The sequence below is a fragment of the Acinetobacter sp. NigerLNRRAM0016 genome (genome assembly GCF_054112845.1).
In genome coordinates this window covers 23,728-41,873 of the sequence record NZ_JBSYVT010000030.1, presented here as the reverse complement: position 1 = coordinate 41,873, position 18,146 = coordinate 23,728, and the positions used below count along the sequence as shown (strand labels likewise).

Here is an 18,146-nt window from a genome sequence, read left to right as displayed (position 1 = left end):
TTTAAAATATTACAATATAAATTTTGACCTTTTATTATTTTAAGTTTATATTCTTTTCAGAAAAAGTTGTTGACAGCAATATTTTTATATGTCTTTGGAGGGGGGCTGTTGTGAGTCTTGAGATTTCAACTGTTTTAGAATATAAAGAAAACTTGAATAATGCTTTTTTTAAGAAAAAGACACAGGTTAGAGCAATTGAATCTGATTTAAAGATGGTGAATCAGACTATTAAGCTTCTATCGGAAGGTGGCGTTAATGCAGTTACATTAGAGGCAGTAGGTGTGAATGCTGGATACAGTCGCGGTTTAGTTTCTCGGCGCTATGGTTCTAAGGATCAATTACTTGTTCGAGTTTTAAATTATTTGGAAAACTGGTTAAATGAGAAATCTAAAATTGCAACTAATAATAAATATGGTTTAGATGCTATTAATTCATTAATTTTAAGTATTTCAGATGATTTTTATTTGTATCGTGAAAAATATAGAGCATATTTTTGGTTGAGATTTTATGGTTTAGAGCAAAATAAAATTTTAAATGAATGTCTGGTAAGATCTCATAATATGCGTGAGGAAAAAACTATTAAATGGCTTAAAGAAGCATTAGCTCTAGAGGAATTATCACGAAATGTAGATATTGAAATGGTACATGATTTTATTAAAACATCATTGATGGGTTTAGTTCATAACTGGATGGTAGATCCTAATTTTAATATTGAAATTAGATTGAAGCAGTTAGTTTATATTCATTTAAAAAATATGTTTTCAAATTCTCATTTTTATCATTCTGTTAATTTTTGGGGTGAATAATATTATGCAATTTACCCAATTAAAATATAGTAGTTTTTTAATTATATTCAGTATTACTGGTTGTCAACAAATAGATCCTTATCAAAAGCCTAAAATTTCTTTATCTCATAATTATCCGATTCAAACTCAGCACTCTTACCAAGCACTTTCTTGGATTGATTATGTCAAAGATCAACAACTTATTAATATTGTCGATCTGGCACTAGTGGCGAATCAGGATTTAAAGATTGCTTCATTACGTATGCATGAAGCACAAGCGGCTTATAACATTCAACGTGCTGAACTTTTTCCGAATATAGGTGGTACTGCGAGCATGGAACGCAGTCATGTGCCTGCCGACTTATCTTATGTCGGTAGAGAAGTGACATCCAGTCAGTATTCTGTGGGTCTTGGCATGAACCAATGGGAGCTGGATTTGTGGGGTCGTATCCGCAGCTTGAATGAAGCGGCTTTGCAGCAATTTCTTGCAGTTGAAAGCAATGTGCGTGCAGCACGCAATAGTATTATGCAGCAAACTGTTCAAAGTTATTTAACGTTATCTGAACTGGATAAACGCATCCATTTTGCTCAGCGCTCTGTACAGAATTATGAAAAATCAGTACGAATTTTTAAGCGCCGTTTTGAGGTGGGTGCAGGCTCTAAAGTGGAATACATGCAAGCAAAAACAATGCTCAGTAATGGTCAAGCTTTAGTGGCTGAATTACAGAAATCCCGTGCACTGACTGCAAACTATTTAGTGCAATTGGTGGGACAGCCGATTTCTTTGCCTAAAACAGATTTAGATCAAGTGACTTTTAAAACAAGTATGCTACAAACGGGTTTGCCTTCAGACTTATTGTTGAACCGTCCTGATATTCATGCTGCGGAAGCAATGCTTAAATCTAAGCATGCCAATATCTATGCGGCACGCGCAGCATTTTTTCCACGTATCGCACTGACGGGCAGTTTTGGAACAGCCAGTGCAGATTTAGACGATTTATTTAAATCTGGCAGCAGTGTTTGGTCGTTTGCTCCTAGTATCAGTGTGCCTATTTTTACTGCGGGTCGTCTAAAAAATAATTTGACCTTAGCAGAAGTGCGTAAAGAGATTGCAGTGGCAGAGTATGAAAAGACGGTACAGAACGCATTCCGTGAAGTCTCTGATGCACTGGTTCAACAGAAATATTTAGATCAACAATTACGGATTCAGAAACAAGGACTCAGTGCTTTCCAGGAAACTGCACGGCTGGCACAACTGCGTTATGACAACGGTGCTGTGGGATATTTAGACGTTTTGGATGCACAGCGCAATTTACTTAGTGCAGAACAGCAATGGATTGAAACGCAAAGTAGCTTAATGCAGTCCTATGTCAGTCTTTATTTTGCCTTGGGTGGTGACACCGCATTTGCAAAAAAAATTTAAAATATTGGGTAATTAAACATGAATTTTAAGAAAATAACCATTGCTGGGTTCATCGTTGTTTTAGGGTTGGTCGCTTATCTGATCTGGAAAAATATGAATAAGCCAGACACTGATGCCTTAGTCAGTGGCAATGGACGTATTGAAGCCACTGAAATTAACGTATCTAGTAAGCTATCTGGCCAGTTAGAAGAAATTTTGGTTAAAGAAGGTGACTTTGTCGAGCCTGGTCAAATCTTGGCGCGGGTTAAAATTTCGACTTTAGAAGCCCAGTTACGTGAATTGGAAGCACAACAGCGTCAAGCCCAGGATGCGATTGCGACAGCGGAAGCACAAGTGGCGATGCGGATCAGCGAAAAAGCCGCCGCTGAAGCCATGGTACAACAGCGTGAAACAGAACTGATGGCGGCTAAAAATCGTTTAGCGCGTACCGAAGTTTTAGCCAAAGAAGGCGCATCGTCCAAGCAACAACTGGATGATGAACGTGCCGCAGCACAGCAAGCCATTGCGGTATTAAGCGCAGCCAAAGCACAGGTACAAAGTGCCCAAGGGGCAATTGTTGCGTCTAAAAGCCAAGTGTCAGCCGCACATTCTCAAGTCGATGCCATCAAAGCCTCGGTGGAACGGATTAAATTTGATATGGATGATGCACAGTTACGTGCACCATTAAAAGCACGTGTTCAGTTCCGTGTCGCGCAGCCGGGTGAGTTGGTGGCAGCGGGCGGGCGTGTGCTCAATCTGATTGATTTATCTGATGTGTATATGACGTTCTTTTTGCCTGAAACCGTTGCAGGTAAAATTGCTATTGGAACAGAAGTACGTATTGTATTGGATGCTGCGAAAAATGTGGTGATTCCAGCTACAGTGTCTTTTGTTGCCGATACTGCACAGTTCACACCAAAATCGGTGGAAACGGAAAGCGAACGTCAAAAACTGATGTTCCGTGTTAAAGCGAAAATTGATCCAACTTTATTGAACAAATATATCGAACAAGTCAAAACAGGTTTGCCAGGTGTGGCATATATCAAAATTGATGATCAGGCAGCTTGGCCGACATTTTTAGAGAACACAGTTAAATGATGACACAACAATCTGAAAAAGGATCGGTTGTTGCAGAAATTGAAAATGTTAGTCTGAAATATGGAAAAACGGTTGCACTGAATCAAGTGTCGCTATCCTTACCAGCAGGCTGCATGATCGGTTTAATCGGTCCAGATGGGGTGGGGAAATCCAGTCTATTGGCTTTGCTGTCAGGGGCGAAAATTGTACAGCAAGGTCGCTTAAAGGTGTTGGGCGGTGATATTGCCGATAAACAACACCGTACCCGTGTTTGCCCACATATTGCCTATATGCCGCAGGGTTTAGGGAAAAACCTATATAAAACTTTATCGGTTGAAGAGAATTTACAGTTTGTGGCACGTCTGTTTGGGCATGATGCTGCCGAGCGACGCAAACGGATTGATGATCTGACCAAAAGCACAGGCTTGTACAATTTTCTCGACCGTCCTGCGGGTAAATTATCGGGTGGGATGAAGCAGAAATTAAGTCTGTGCTGTTCTTTGATTCATGATCCCGATTTTCTGATTTTAGATGAGCCGACCACAGGGGTTGACCCTTTGGCACGGGCGCAATTTTGGGAACTGATTAACCGCATTCGCAAAGTTCGTCCACAGATGAGTGTTATTGTTGCTACTGCTTATATGGATGAAGCACAAGGCTTTGACTGGCTGGCGATGATGGATGATGGGCAGATTTTAAAAACTGGCACACCACAAGAATTATTGACTGAAACGCAATGTAACAGTTTAGAAGATGCTTTTATTCAACTATTGCCAGAAGAAAAAAAGCTCGGCTATGAGCCTGTGGTGATTCCGCCTTTACCTGACTACGGTTCAGAAAGCTATGCTCTTGAAGCGCAAGATTTAACAGTGAAATTTGGTGATTTTACTGCGGTAGATCATGTTAATTTTAAAATTAAGCGTGGTGAAATATTTGGTTTCTTAGGCTCGAATGGTTGTGGTAAATCCACCACCATGAAAGTGCTGACGGGACTTTTAGAAGCCTCAGAAGGTCAGGCGTGGCTGTTTGGTGAGCCTGTAGAGGGCAACAATATTGAAACTCGTCGCCGTGTCGGCTATATGTCGCAGGCATTTTCCCTATACAGCGAGCTGACCATTGTGCAGAATTTGGTCTTACATGCCAAATTATTTCATGTACCAAAAGAACAGATTGAGCCACGTGTACAGCTCATGCTGGAGCGTTTTGACCTGGAAGAAGTCAAAGAAAAACTGCCCGATGATTTGCCTTTGGGCGTGCGTCAGCGTTTATCGCTTGCAGTGGCATTGGTGCATAATCCTGAAATTTTAATTTTGGATGAACCAACTTCGGGGGTTGATCCGATTGCTCGTGATAATTTTTGGCGATATTTAATCAATTTATCACGCAATGATGGCGTGACCATCTTCATTTCTACGCATTTTATGAATGAAGCTTTGCGTTGCGACCGTATGTCGATGATGCACGCTGGGCGGGTACTCGATAGTGCATCTCCTGCACAATTAATTGAAAATCGTCAGGCTGAAACGCTTGAAGAAGCCTTTATTGGTTACTTGATTGATGCAGGTGCAGGCACGAAAGATCAGCCAACAGATGCTGAAGCAAATATTAGCGAAGTTTCCGACAATAAAGAAATTGACACAACACCGAAAAAATTTAGTTTGCTGCGTTTATTCAGTTTTGCATGGCGTGAAACTTTGGAACTGGCACGAGATCCCATTCGAGCGACCATGGCATTAATGGGGTCACTGATTTTGCTGTTGGTGATGGGTTATGGCATCACCATGGATGTAGAAGATTTAAAATTTGCGGTACTGGATCATGATCAAAGCAGTTTGAGTCAGAATTACAGCATGAGTATTGCGGGGTCACGCTATTTTATTGAAAAACCACCGTTGCAAAGTTATGACGATATCGATCGGCGAATGCGTAGCGGTGAAATTTCCTTAGCGATAGAAATTCCGCCTAATTTTGCTCGAGATGTGGCGCGTGGCGAACAGGTGCAAGTCGGGGTGTGGATTGATGGTGCAATGCCACAACGTGCAGAAACCGTACAAGGTTATGTGCAGGGGATTCACACGTATTGGCTGATGCAAAAAGCATTGGAACAAAGTGGTTATAAAACATCTAGTACTGTGAGTGTTGAAACTCGTTACCGCTATAACCCAGATATTAAAAGTTTACCTGCGATGACCCCCGCAGTATTGCCTTTATTATTACTGTTGATTCCTGCCATGTTGACTGCTTTATCTGTGGTGCGAGAAAAAGAATTAGGTTCGATTGTGAATTTGTATGTCACACCAGTGACGCGGACAGAATTTTTAATTGGTAAACAGATTCCGTATATCGTGTTGGCAATGTTGAACTATTTCCTTATGTGTTTGGTCATGGTTACTTTATTTGATGTACCTGTAAAAGGTAGCTTCTTTGCTCTGACCTTAGCTTCTTTTTTGTTTGTAATTTTTGCCACAGGTATGGGCCTATTGGCATCTACTATTACCAAAAGCCAGATTGCTTCAATGTTTTTAGTCATGATTGGGACTTTGATACCAGTTATGCAGTTTGCTGGAATTATCAATCCTGTATCGTCTTTGGATGGGTTTGGACGCTGGTTTGGGGAAATTTATCCGGCAACGTATATGGTCAATATCAGTCGTGGAATTTTTAATAAAGGTTTGGGCTTTGATGATTTGAAACAGGCCATTTGGATCATGGCCATGGCTGTTCCGGTAGTAATGTTTGCTGCTATTGCCTTGCTGAAGAAACAGGAGCAATAAGATGTTCAAAAAAGTACAGAATATCTATCAGCTCGGATGTAAAGAACTTTGGAGCCTGTGGCGTGATCCTGCCATGTTGGTGCTGATTATTTACACCTTTACCATCTCAGTATATACCGCATCAACAGCGGTCAAAGATACCTTGAATATGGCACCGATTGCGATTGTGGATGAGGATCACTCTACCTTGTCGGAACGGATTTCTTCAGCCTTTTATCCGCCTAATTTTATCAGTAAAACCACCACGCTTGGCACGATGGATGCAGGCATGGACGCAGGTGAATTTACCTTTGCGGTCAATATTCCGAGTAATTTCCAGTCGGATGTACTGTCGGGTGATGCAGCAGAAATTCAGGTTAATGTGGATGCAACCCGAATGACCCAAGCCATGTCTGGCGCAGGTTATATTCAGCAGATCATTCAATCTGAAGTAAATGAATATGTACTTCGCAATCGTGAAATTAGCCAGCTACCGATAGATTTGGCAATACGTTCCCGTTTTAACCCGACACTGGAAAATCAATGGTTTATGAGTGTCATGCGGATTATTAATAACGTGGCAATGCTTTCAATTATTCTGACTGGTGCAGCGCTGATTCGTGAACGTGAGCATGGCACCATTGAACATTTGATGGTGATGCCAGTAACGGTATTTGAAATCATGATGTCCAAAGTCTGGTCAATGAGTCTTGTGGTATTGATCGCAGTATTTGTTGGCTTAAAAGTCGTGATTCAGGGTGTATTGCATGTCCCGATTGATGGTAGTTTGCCGCTCTTTTTCTTTGGCGCCTTACTCACACTGTTTGCAACCACTTCGATGGGTATTTATATGGCAACCGTTTCAAAATCTATGCCGCAGTTTGGTTTGTTAATGATGCTGGTACTAATTCCAATGCAAATGCTGTCAGGCGGATCTACTCCACGCGAAAGCATGCCGGAAATTGTGCAGCAGGTCATGATGATTGCCCCAACTACACACTTCGTCTCTTTGGCTCAGGCCATTTTATACCGTAATGCAGGATTCGATGTGGTGTGGCCATCATTTGTATGGTTGTTAGGTATTGCGTCAGTGTTTTTTTATGTGTCTTGGAAGCGCTTTAAAGACACGATTCATACCATGGCGTAAAGAGTTTCCCTTTTGCAGGCAGATGACTCCCTGAATAGTCTGCCTGCTTTTTTTTATTCTTTGATAATAATTCAATGGCGCAAGATTTAAATAAATGTCATTGAATAGCATAATTTTTTTGAAATTTATAGGGGAATGTAGTGCTTCAAATTCTCTCTGAACTATGTGGCGGTGTCGGTCTATTTTTAATTGGTATGACGTTACTGACTGATAGCCTTAAAGAAATTGCAGGTCAGACCTTGAAGGAGTTACTGACACGGTTTACGGCAACACCGTTTAAAGCCATGCTGTCAGGTTTGGGCATGACATTGCTGGTGCATTCATCTACAGCAACAATTGTCGCCGCGATTGGTTTTGTCGGAGCAGGGGTACTTAGTTTCACGCAAGCCATGAGTGTGGTGATTGGTGCCAATATCGGCACAACCAGTACTGGTTGGATTGTGGCATTTTTGGGCATGAAATTTTCCATTTCCATGTTGGCATTACCGATGATTGCTTTAGGCGCTCTGCTTAAACTCATCGCTAAAGGCCAAATGGCCTTATTGGGCCTTGTGATTGCAGGCTTTGGTCTGATTTTCTTTGGCATCGATGTTTTGCAAAAAGCCATGGCGGGGTTTGCTGTACACTCAGATTTATCCTTTTTTGGTTATGACAGCTTGTGGTCACAATTGGTTTTGGTGCTGATCGGCATCATTATGGCAATGCTGCTGCAGTCCTCTAGTGCATCTATTACAGCGACTATGGCTGCCTTAGTCAGTGGTGCGATTGACTTGCCGCAGGCGCTATATATGGTGATTGGGCAAAATATTGGTGCAGTCAGCATTACCGTGATTTCGGTGATTGGCGCTTCGATCAATGCCAAACGAACAGTTGCTGTGAACGTGATTTTTAATCTCGTGAGTGCGATTGCTGCATTTTTCCTGTTAGCACCGTTTTTTCTTTGGTTGATTAAACACAGTGCATTTTTCAGCAGCATTGATCAAGTGATTATGCTCGCGATGTTTCATACAGCATTCAGTGTGTTGGGGGCATGTATGTTTATGCCAAGTCTGAAATTTTTAGAACAGAAAATTATCCAATGGTTGCCAAGTAATAATCCTGCCATTTTAGACAGTCTGGATGATGCAAGTTTGCAAGTACCTGCCATTGCAGTACAGGCCGCGGAAAAGGCGGTATATTTCAGCATATTTGAGATTTTTAAAATTCTACAAATGGTTTTTCAGACTGGTACATTACCTAGACAGCAACAGTTGAATACGCTGAATGAGATTATTCAGCATATTGAGCAGTATTTAGAAAAAATAGCGATTCCTGAGCATCCTGCACTCAAACAAAAATTCTTATCATTACTGCGAGTAATGGTCTATGTACGTGTCTTACATAATGATTTAGAGCGTTTAGATAATGCCATATTGCTACGAACACAGCCGGCAATTTTTCAGTTAGCACTAGATTATTGCAATATTTTAGAAAGTTACTTTTCACATATAGAACAGTTAGCAGATCGGTCAGTCATTGAAAATCTTAGAGCCGATTTAAATCAGTTAAAAAAATGGACCAGTAGCCATCGTGCCGAAACGCGTAAAAAAGTCATGGAATATACCGAAGTAAATCAATTAAGCGCATCCAAAGGGGTGGAATTATTAGCTGCACAGCGTTGGATGGATCGCTTAATTGCACATAGCTATCGTTTCTCTAACGTGATGTATGAGCGTCTTTTAGAGGAGTCTTGATGAATGTGGTTCATCGCATTTTTTATCCAGCTGTGTTGAGGCTAAGAAATTGAATACTGTATTACTAGATTTGTCCTTTCAAGAATTATTGAGAGTCATGGTATCTGCATTAGGCTGCGGTTTATTAATCGGTTTAGAACGGGAAAGGCATAATCGTAAAGAAAGTGAACCCAGTTTTGCCGGACTGCGTTCATTTACCATTTGCGCCTTGCTTGGGGCAGTATGTTTTTTACTACATCTTGCAGTAGGTATCTTAGGTGCATTTTCAGTCACGACTTTTTGTGTTTATAGCCTGATTAAACAAAAACAGGATATTGGTGCGACCACTGAACTGGCATTTTTGATGACCTATTTGATTGGTGCATTATGTGTGTTTAATGTGCCGCTTGCTGCAGGGTTAGCGGTAGTGTTGTGTCTGATTTTAATGGGCAAGCAGTCATTGCATTATTTTGCTGGCAATTGGATTCAGCATTTTGAACTGCGTGACGGTTTGTTTTTACTGGCACTGATTTTAATTGCCTTGCCACTGATGCCGGATCAGGCAATGTGGGGCACAGTACTCAATCCATATGTGATTCTAAAACTGCTGATCATGATTTTAGGCGTACAGTCCTTGGCACATATTGCTAAACGTCTCTTGCCAAACAATAAAGCCTTGATGTTGTCATCTTTGGCATCCGGTTTTGTTTCTAGCACCGCAACTATTGCCAGTTTGGGCATGGAAGTCCGTTCAGGCAAAGCAGAAGCCAAATCTAATGCTGGTGCAGGCTTAATTTCCTGTATTGCGACCCTGTTACAGCTGCTGATTATTGTCGCAGGGATTAATTTTGCTTGGTTTAAGGTTTTATTGTTGCCTTGCAGTATTGGCATTGCAGTGCTTTTGATCATTGCCTTGATGTTAATTCATTCATCCAAAGCGACGATGGGTCAACAGGCTACACCACAAAATGATATTACGCATATGGACAGTCGGATGTTCAGCATTAAGGAAGCCTTGATCATTGTGGTAACACTGACAGTGATTCAAGCAGCGGTATATGGCTTGAATGTAGTGTTGGGTGATAGCGGTTTGATTATTGGGGCATTCTTCGCTTCTTTATTTGAAGTGCATGCCGCCATGGCAACGGTGGTGATGCAAGGAACACCACAGCAGATGACGTTGGTCTACGCTATGATGATTGGTTTGGCTGCACATGCATTTTCTAAAAGCATCAATGCATTTTTAACTGGTGGCGGGAAATATTTTCTATATTTTGCCCCCGCACAAATGCTGCATATGGCGATTTTAATGGCGGTACTTTGGATGGTTATTCAGTAAATTTAGGATTTATTTTCAATATTTTAGAATGATATTTAAGTTTTTGTTTTGTAATTCTATTTATTTTTAGCCAACTAAAAATGGCATTGCTTTTAAGAAATATGGGTAGTATATGAATTCCGTAGTTACACAAGCCTCCCCCCCGGTATATGGTCAAGTTGAGCGATATATTAATCGCGAGTTGTCAATTTTAGATTTTAATTTACGTGTCTTAGAACAAGCGGTCGATCCTTTAAATCCACTCTTAGAAAAATTGAATTTTTTATTAATTTTTTCTAGAAATTTAGATGAGTTTTTTGAAATTCGTGTTGCAACTATGTTGGAACATTTTGTTCAAGAGCGAGACATACAAACGGCTGATGGTTTATCCCCACAAGAAATTTTACATCAAATTTCGGAGACAGCACATGCTGCGATTGAACGCCAATATCAAATTTTAAATGAGCAAATTTTTCCGCAGTTAAGAGAAGAAGGCATCAGCTTTTTAAGACGTGGAGAGTTAACTCAAGCACAATCTAATTGGGTCAAAAAATATTTTCAGGAACAGGTTGCACCAGCCTTAACACCAATAAGTTTAGATCCTGCGCATCCCTTTCCACGCTTGGTCAACAAATCACTTAATTTCATTGTGACTTTGGAAGGTAAGGATGCCTTTGGCCGTCAGATCGATTTGGCAGTGGTTCCTGCACCACGTTCATTGCCACGTGTGGTGCGTTTGCCAGATGAGTTGACCGAAGGCAAAGAGCATCATGTGATGCTCTCTTCAATTATTCATACTCATGTGTCTGATTTATTTCCGGGAATGACGGCAACGGGTTGCTATCAATTTAGAGTAACCCGAAATGCAGATTTAACGTTAACTGAAGATGTTGAAGACTTAGCGGAAGCCTTAAAAGACGAACTCAGTTCACGCCGTTTTGGTCGGGCAGTACGTTTGGAGGTCAATAAAAATTGTCCAACACATATTTATGAATACTTACTCAAAGAATTCGATTTGGATACGCATCAATTGTATCGTGTCGACGGGCCTGTTAATTTGGCTCGATTGGTCTCGGATTTTAAACGCCCATATTTACGCTATGAGCCACATACTCCTGTGATTCCAAAAATACTGAAAAAATCTGCAAATATTTTCAGTGCGATGCAGAAACAAGATATTTTATTGCATCATCCTTTTGAATCATTTTCCCCTGTAATTCGATTATTACGTGAAGCCGCGCAAGATCCGCATGTTTTGGCCATTAAACAGACCTTGTACCGTAGCGGTGCAAATTCAGAAATTGTGCAAATTTTGGCTGAGGCGGCAAGAAATGGTAAAGAAGTCACCGCAGTGATTGAATTACGGGCACGGTTTGATGAAGAGTCCAATATCGCTGTTGCCAATGTTTTACAGGAAGCGGGTGCCGTGGTGGTATATGGCATTGTCGGCTATAAAACTCATGCCAAAATGATTTTGGTGGTACGCCGAGAAAATCAAAAACTGGTGCGCTACGCACATTTAGGTACAGGAAATTATCATGCTGGCAATGCCAAAATTTACACTGATTACGGTTTATTAACGACCAATCAAGATTTGTGTGAAGATGTACATCGTATTTTTCAAGAATTAACCGGTATGGGCAAAATGGTGAAGTTAAAGAAACTTCTACATGCACCATTTACTTTGCATAGTCAGTTGATGAATTTTATTGAAAACGAGATTGTGCTTGCGAAAGCAGGGAAACCGGCAAAAATTATCATTAAGGTCAATGCACTAACCGAAGTTCAATTGATTAATAAATTATACGAAGCTTCTCAAGCTGGTGTGCAAATAGAATTAATCATTCGTTCTATTTGTTGTTTACGTCCAGGCCTAATTGGCTTATCAGAAAATATTCGTGTTCGCTCAATTGTAGGGCGTTTTCTTGAGCATACTCGTGTCTATTATTTTTACAATAATGGTGATACACGTGTGTATTGTTCTAGTGCTGACTGGATGGAGCGTAATTTATTTAAACGTGTTGAAGTGTGCTTTCCTATTGAAAATACTAGACTCAAAAAAAGAATTTATCAGCAAGGGTTAGAAAATTATTTAATGGATAATCAACAAGCATGGCTATTACAAAGTGATGGTAGTTGGAAGCGTAACTCATGCATAGAAAATGAAAAGCCACATAATGCGCAGCACTTTTTGTTAAGCGTTATAAAGTAAATGCTTAACTTAAAGTTAACTCTTTTTAGGCCTATTCAACAACATTTAAGAAATTATGATCTTTCGATACAGGTGGAATGCCACTAATTTTAAAGTAGCAAGCACTTTGCCACCTTTTGTCAAATAAAGTTATAGGCAGATATAATATTTTAAGTTGTTGGATGGTCATTGTTTTTTGATTTAACACATTTAAATAGGATAAACATTTTTGGGTACTTTATATTTTGATCAAGTCTTACCTGTCCAGATGCCGAAGTTGATCTTTTTGCCTTGGTAAAAATATTTCATTTGGCTTACTTTATTTCATAGCGAATGAGTACGATGAAACAATAATGACATAATTTGAATATATCTAAATTATGTCGGTTTTCATTTGATCTAAATTTTTTAAATTCTTTTCATATCATTATATGAAAAATTTCTGTATTAGCTGATAGTAATACGGTAGAGAATAATTAAAAAACTGCTGATTAAAATGATAAGAGTAAAGGGAATTAAAAATTTATTAGATGTGAGCTTCATTTTTTCATTTTCCTATCACAAGATGCTGTTTTATATATTATAATTATACTATAAGTTATGTTGAAAATAACAAAAAATATGTAATTTTTTAACATGATTTTAAAAATTTAACTGAAATTGATAAGGGTTATTTTCGATTTTTATTTTCTCAATTTGATGAAAAAATATGAACCAATTTTCATAAAAGGTAGTATAGATTTAACTCTTAAAAAAGCAATTTTTGATATTGTTAAATTAATTTTGTTATATTTGAAAATTAGATGGTATTGAATTTGGATGGAGAGAATTCTTACTACTTCTAATTATCTTGATATTAAGTGTAAAACCAATACTTATAGGTTTTACACTTATATAGATTCTAAATCTAAATTATTTTACTGATTAAATCTTAGATCATCCCAATAACATGGCACTACAATCAAATTGTTCTCATGTAACCGTGACCATAATCGGGCACCTAAATCCCGCTGCATATTTTGGATTGTGAAATTGGAAATCAGCAGTGTAGATTTCATATTGTCATAACGACTATATAAAACCTTATGCACCATCTCCAGGCGTTTTTCATGTCGGTCATGCAGGCCATATTCATCTATCACCAATAAATCAAAACTGGAGAAATGCTCGATAACTTCCTTTTCAGAGCGTGAAGCATCTGACCAGGTGTCCATCATTTTTTGAGCAATTTCTGCACTGGTATAGTAGCGTGCAGATTTTGTACTGTTATGCAGAATGTTGCGAATGATTGACGCACTCAGATGAGTCTTTCCTGTACCTGGTGTACCAATGAGCAGCAGGTTTGGATAATGGTCAGAAATAATTTGCTGTGCAAAAGCCTGACATAGTTTTATGGCATTGTCTTGAGCAGGACATGCAACTACATAATTCTTGAAGCCACGGTCCAGGTAGCGTTTATTGAGCCCTGAGTTTTTGATTTTCTGTTGCAGCAACCGTTGTTGCAGCTCATCTGCATAGGCTGCATGTGAGCGATGGACCATTTCTTTTGCACACAATTTGCAAAGCCTGTGACCGGCGATTTCCATCAGGGGTATATGATGGGTAGGGCAGAGTGCTTCTGTTGTTTCTGCGCGAAACTGGAGCGTTTTAAGCATGGTATTCATGATTGTTCTCCTAAATCCATTTTGAATTTTCTAAAAAACTCTCATTTTTTTCTTCAAAATTTGAAGATGAAGATGAAGATGAAGATGAAGATGAAGATGAAGGGCATGGTTCAAGCATGACTTGAGTAATACTCGGGCTCTTCTCAGGAGCTGCTTGAGCATTTACTTTTCGTTGCTTGGCTGATGCTTGAGCATTAGTTGCGGATTTTCCCCAACGTGCTTGAGCTGCATTTTTAGCTTTATCAGATTTCATTTGCTGATTTTGCAATGCCTGGCTTTTTAAACTGGTTAAAAAACTTGAATGAATTTGCTCAGATTCGATTTCAAACAATTCCAGGGCTATTAGCGTATTCAACAAAGTTTTAGCCTTGGTATGTTGCGATAATTTTGTGATGCTACATACCGTAGCTAGGTCATGAGGAATAGCACCGTTTTTCCAGAAATCCATCATTAACAGCAGTGCCGCACCAATTTGTTCTGCTGTCATTCGTGCAAATTTCGCCTGTAGGTCGCCAATATAGAGTGGCATCCAAATTGAAATATGTTTATGCATGTGTTCACCTTTTTTATAGGTATAGAGGGCTAAGGTCATCAATCAGATGACCTTGTATATTTATTTGATCAGGGAGCTAAGCTCATTAACCGGAGGCGAGCCTGTTGGGCTAGGTCATCGTAATGGGCTTGTCCATCATCCAGCAGTCGCTGTAGCCACAGTCTTAACGCCTGGTGATCATCGAAGCATTTGTTGATCTCCAGCAAAAACGCCAGATTGTGCAGTTTGGGAATGTGTAGCTCATGGATTAATTCACGAGCGACCGTATCCGCTTCAGGACTGACGACCACACCACCAAAGAAAGCTTTACTATTCATGTGCAAGCTCCTCTGTATTTAGTTTTTCCAGCATGGCTTCAAATGCACTGCCATCACGACGGGTAACATTGGGGATGTAACGGCTATAGACCCGGAATAGCATTTCAGTCGTTGAATGTCCCAATTGACGTGCGATCCATTCCGGATTCTCTCCTGCCGACAGCCAGAGCGTTGCTGCTGTATGACGTGTTTGGTAGGCTCTTCTAGGCTTTAATCCTAGAAAGCGCAAGATCGGATGCCAGACACGTTTATTCACCAAACGGTAATCGAGAGGTCCACCATCACGATTGCAGAAAACAAACTCTGATTTACCATTATTTAAGCTTTTCTGTTGCAGAAAGGCTTGGTAAACGCGGTCACTCATCTGGATTGTGCGGTCAGAACCATAGGTTTTGGTTCCACCCAGTTCCCCATTCACCAAGGCTTCACGAATATGGATTTCCCGACGTTGCAAGTCCACATTTTTCCATTGCAACCCATCAATTTCACTGGTGCGCATACCTGTGAAAAACCGAACAGTGTAATAAGGCTTAAAATCATCACGAACTGTGGCCAAGATTGCATGTACTTCCTTTAATGAAAAAGGCGTGACTTCAATTTTCCCTTGCTTTAAGTTCTTGATATTCTTATAAGGACTGTCAAAGTCATATCGTTCGGCAGCACTATCGAGTATCATACGAAGTGCTATCATAATCTGGTTGATTCTTGATGGTGAAAGGCATTCTTGGTTTTTCCCGTGAGTCACTTTGGCGAGGGATGAACGGAATCCAAGAATGTCTGACTTTTTGATATTAATAACCGGAATTGTGCCAAAAAAAGGAATTAAGTACTTTCTGATCACAATTTGAATTTTTTCCTTGTAGCTTGTACGCCATTCTATTTCTTTATCAGTGAACCAGATTTCACAGAACTTAGAAAATAGAGGTGTTTTTGAGCTGATTTCATTTACTCTGTTTTCTGCATTTTTGATTTCTTTCAAACGAGAACTTTTTGGAAAGTATTTAGCATAGTCAAAAATACCCAATAAGATTTCTGCCTCCATTCGTTCAATCGCTTTTTCAAGCTTTTTTCGATTTTGAGCATTGTCTTCAAGAGCGGTGGTTTCACGGCAACGGATACTTAAGTATCGAAAATCGACACATAACTTACCGTATCTAGTACGAATAGCAGCCATAATTATGTTCTCCTTACAGAAGTTGTAGGCTGTGTAGCGAGCCTAAAGTTGTTTTAGTCATATCTTCTTCAATACGCTCCCATACATATAAAATTTTGCGACCACCAAAAGGGCGAATGTAATGAATGCCTTCGATCAAAACGCTATCTTTTAACTGATTACGGATAGTACGTTCGTTATAATGGATTCGTTCCGCCAATTCTTTTGTAGTAATATAAGTAAGATTCATGTTTGTATCCTTTTATAAAGTATCACAATGGTGTTATTTAAGACCACAATGCGATAATAAATGCATTTAAGACACTATGCAAGTACTTTATTACACAATGGTGGTAATTAATGATAGTTTGTAACTTGCCAGTGCTTTTGGCAGAGCGAAGAATGAAAGTTGCGGATGTAGTTCGAGCGACTGGAATGAGTAAGACAACATTGCATAAGTTATATAATGGTCAATCGACTCGAATAGATTTTGAGACCTTAGAAAAATTGTGTGTATTACTTAATGTTGAAGTGGGTGATTTATTAAAATTTAAGAAAAATGAAGAGCAGAATGATTGATTAAAATTGAGTTTTTTGATCATAAGTAAATGTTTTAACTATGTATTTTTGGTGACCAAATTTGGTCACCATCAAAATAAAGCAAATAAAAAAATACTAAAATAGATGGAAAAAAGGGAAGTCAAGTGTATGGGGAAGGTGTTCTGATTATCTATACTGAAATTGATTAAAAAAATACCAGAATAGCGAATGAATTGATTCGTATATGATAAAGGGAAGGCACGTTTAGGGCACTTTTGGTCACGCAGCGAGCTTATACAATACTTTTTCTAAAATTTTTAGAGCTTCTTCCAAAGCTGGAACATATAGGTTTTAGAAAAAATATTATTAATAATCAACAAGAAAAAAGCCCCCATCTTTCGATGAGGGCTTTTTGAATCTGGAGCGGGAAAGGAGACTCGAACTCCCGACCCCAACCTTGGCAAGGTTGTGCTCTACCAACTGAGCTATTCCCGCATATTGAGCAGTTTTTTCTAAAACTTACACTAAAAAATTTGGAGCGGGAAACGAGACTCGAACTCGCGACCCCAACCTTGGCAAGGTTGTGCTCTACCAACTGAGCTATTCCCGCATGCCGTGTATAATACAGTATGAAAAATCATGGTCAATATGTTTCTGAAAAAACTTGTATCAATTGCATAAAATAAAAGCATTTTATGTCATATTTTTTAAAAATTTGCGCTTGTAGTCGCAAAAAATGCGTGTTGATACAAAACCGACAGGTAGAACCGCTATACTGTAAGCAACTGAAAAGATAAAGGCAGAGTACCATGAGCTTAGAATTACAACTGCGCGACCGTTTACAGCAATTAGCTCCGACTTATTTAGAAATTGTGAATGAATCTTCGGGACATGGCGGTTATTTCCCAGGCAAAGAATCGCATTTTAAGGTGGTGATTGTCAGCGAAGCTTTTGATGGCCTACGTTTAGTCCAACGTCATCAGAAAATTTATGCGGCTGTGGGTGATTTATTGGCTCCGAGTCGTATTCATGCCCTAGCTATTCATGCCTTTGTGGAATCGGAATGGCAAGGACAAGACACCTCAAGCCCTGAATGTGCGCATGCACCTAAGAACTAAGGATATTGAGTCTTTATGGATGCACAAATGTTATTAACGCTGCATTTGTTGGCGGTGATACTGGCAGGTGTGGCAATTGTGAGCCGCGCATGGAGTTTATTTTCGGGAACTGAAGGTAATATGCCGAATCCAACGGCACGCAAAGTTTTTGTCGCGGTGCAGCACAGTGCCATGACCCTGTTGATTCTGACGGGTGTTGCCTTGCTGGTCATGAAAGGTTTTGAGGTACAGTCTTGGTTTTATGCCAAAATCATTCTGTTTGTAGTGCTGTTGTCTTCTTTAAGCAAAGCCTATAAAAAACAGGATCAGGTTCTGTTGACGCAGCGCCGTGCAGGCTTGTTTTTGGCTGTGGTGGCGTTTATTTCCATCTTGGGCTTGGTGATGATTCAGCCAAATTTCGGTTGATTGTCGGACAT

The 18,146-nt window shown here is 39.7% G+C and carries 16 protein-coding genes and 2 tRNA genes; 11 read left to right on the top strand and 7 right to left on the bottom strand.

All coding sequences use genetic code 11. The features are described 5' to 3' along the window. Window positions 1-110: 110 nt before the first annotated feature. The 8 genes from ACWQ4X_RS15370 (at window position 111) to ppk1 (ending at window position 12,406) form a co-directional block, all read left to right on the top strand. Window positions 111-806: a TetR/AcrR family transcriptional regulator gene (locus ACWQ4X_RS15370; protein WP_457904214.1), complete on the top strand. Its 696-nt coding sequence runs from the start codon at window positions 111-113 to the stop codon at window positions 804-806. Window positions 807-810: 4 nt separating this feature from the next. After that, a complete protein-coding gene (locus tag ACWQ4X_RS15365) occupies window positions 811-2,208 on the top strand; it encodes an efflux transporter outer membrane subunit (protein ID WP_004985741.1) in 1,398 nt (465 codons plus the stop codon). Between the two features lie 18 nt (window positions 2,209-2,226). Further along, entirely contained in the window at window positions 2,227-3,285 is a 1,059-nt protein-coding gene (locus ACWQ4X_RS15360; RefSeq protein WP_004907097.1) for an HlyD family secretion protein, read from the top strand. Further along, on the top strand, window positions 3,282-6,038 hold the full coding sequence (gene rbbA / locus ACWQ4X_RS15355; protein ID WP_457904213.1) for a ribosome-associated ATPase/putative transporter RbbA: 2,757 nt from the start codon (window positions 3,282-3,284) through the stop codon (window positions 6,036-6,038). Before ACWQ4X_RS15360 ends, rbbA begins: the two co-directional genes overlap by 4 nt. Before the next feature lies 1 nt (window position 6,039). Then, complete coding sequence (locus ACWQ4X_RS15350; RefSeq protein WP_457904212.1) at window positions 6,040-7,164, top strand: ABC transporter permease; 1,125 nt, start codon at window positions 6,040-6,042, stop codon at window positions 7,162-7,164. A 140-nt stretch (window positions 7,165-7,304) separates the two neighbouring features. After that, the gene (locus ACWQ4X_RS15345; protein WP_178962384.1) at window positions 7,305-8,897 is read left to right on the top strand and encodes a Na/Pi cotransporter family protein; all 1,593 of its coding nucleotides are present in this window, start codon (window positions 7,305-7,307) and stop codon (window positions 8,895-8,897) included. A 49-nt stretch (window positions 8,898-8,946) separates the two neighbouring features. After that, the gene (locus ACWQ4X_RS15340; RefSeq protein ID WP_004907087.1) at window positions 8,947-10,215 is read left to right on the top strand and encodes an MgtC/SapB family protein; all 1,269 of its coding nucleotides are present in this window, start codon (window positions 8,947-8,949) and stop codon (window positions 10,213-10,215) included. 112 nt (window positions 10,216-10,327) lie between these two features. Then, entirely contained in the window at window positions 10,328-12,406 is a 2,079-nt protein-coding gene (ppk1, locus tag ACWQ4X_RS15335) for a polyphosphate kinase 1 (RefSeq protein WP_004907085.1), read from the top strand. Window positions 12,407-13,302: 896 nt separating this feature from the next. On the opposite strand, the gene ACWQ4X_RS15330 is transcribed toward ppk1, so the two are convergent. The 5 genes from ACWQ4X_RS15330 to ACWQ4X_RS15310 all read right to left on the bottom strand — a co-directional run bounded on the left by ACWQ4X_RS15330 (window position 13,303) and on the right by ACWQ4X_RS15310 (window position 16,322). Beyond that, window positions 13,303-14,049, bottom strand: a complete 747-nt coding sequence (locus ACWQ4X_RS15330; protein WP_004985725.1) for an ATP-binding protein — start codon at window positions 14,047-14,049, stop codon at window positions 13,303-13,305. A gap of 10 nt (window positions 14,050-14,059) precedes the next feature. Then, entirely contained in the window at window positions 14,060-14,602 is a 543-nt protein-coding gene (locus ACWQ4X_RS15325; RefSeq protein ID WP_119065024.1) for a DUF1376 domain-containing protein, read from the bottom strand. 68 nt (window positions 14,603-14,670) lie between these two features. Then, window positions 14,671-14,919, bottom strand: a complete 249-nt coding sequence (locus ACWQ4X_RS15320; RefSeq protein WP_004985719.1) for a hypothetical protein — start codon at window positions 14,917-14,919, stop codon at window positions 14,671-14,673. Next, entirely contained in the window at window positions 14,912-16,093 is a 1,182-nt protein-coding gene (locus ACWQ4X_RS15315) for a site-specific integrase (protein ID WP_004985718.1), read from the bottom strand. The genes ACWQ4X_RS15320 and ACWQ4X_RS15315 overlap by 8 nt, the downstream gene beginning before the upstream one ends. Before the next feature lie 13 nt (window positions 16,094-16,106). Next, window positions 16,107-16,322, bottom strand: a complete 216-nt coding sequence (locus tag ACWQ4X_RS15310) for a hypothetical protein (protein WP_004985715.1) — start codon at window positions 16,320-16,322, stop codon at window positions 16,107-16,109. Window positions 16,323-16,432: 110 nt separating this feature from the next. On the opposite strand from ACWQ4X_RS15310, the gene ACWQ4X_RS15305 reads away from it, so the two are divergent. Continuing rightward, on the top strand, window positions 16,433-16,651 hold the full coding sequence (locus tag ACWQ4X_RS15305; RefSeq protein ID WP_010588955.1) for a helix-turn-helix domain-containing protein: 219 nt from the start codon (window positions 16,433-16,435) through the stop codon (window positions 16,649-16,651). 380 nt (window positions 16,652-17,031) lie between these two features. Here ACWQ4X_RS15305 and ACWQ4X_RS15300 read toward each other — a convergent pair. Continuing rightward, a tRNA-Gly gene (locus tag ACWQ4X_RS15300) sits at window positions 17,032-17,107 on the bottom strand. A 39-nt stretch (window positions 17,108-17,146) separates the two neighbouring features. Continuing rightward, window positions 17,147-17,222, bottom strand: a tRNA-Gly gene (locus tag ACWQ4X_RS15295). A 199-nt stretch (window positions 17,223-17,421) separates the two neighbouring features. On the opposite strand from ACWQ4X_RS15295, the gene ACWQ4X_RS15290 reads away from it, so the two are divergent. Together ACWQ4X_RS15290 and ACWQ4X_RS15285 are read left to right on the top strand one after the other, a co-directional pair. Further along, window positions 17,422-17,730 (top strand): BolA family protein, encoded by a 309-nt coding sequence (locus ACWQ4X_RS15290; RefSeq protein ID WP_100242289.1) that lies wholly within the window; start codon window positions 17,422-17,424, stop codon window positions 17,728-17,730. A 15-nt stretch (window positions 17,731-17,745) separates the two neighbouring features. Next, window positions 17,746-18,135, top strand: a complete 390-nt coding sequence (locus tag ACWQ4X_RS15285) for a SirB2 family protein (RefSeq protein WP_457904211.1) — start codon at window positions 17,746-17,748, stop codon at window positions 18,133-18,135. The last annotated feature ends 11 nt before the right edge of the window (window positions 18,136-18,146 follow it).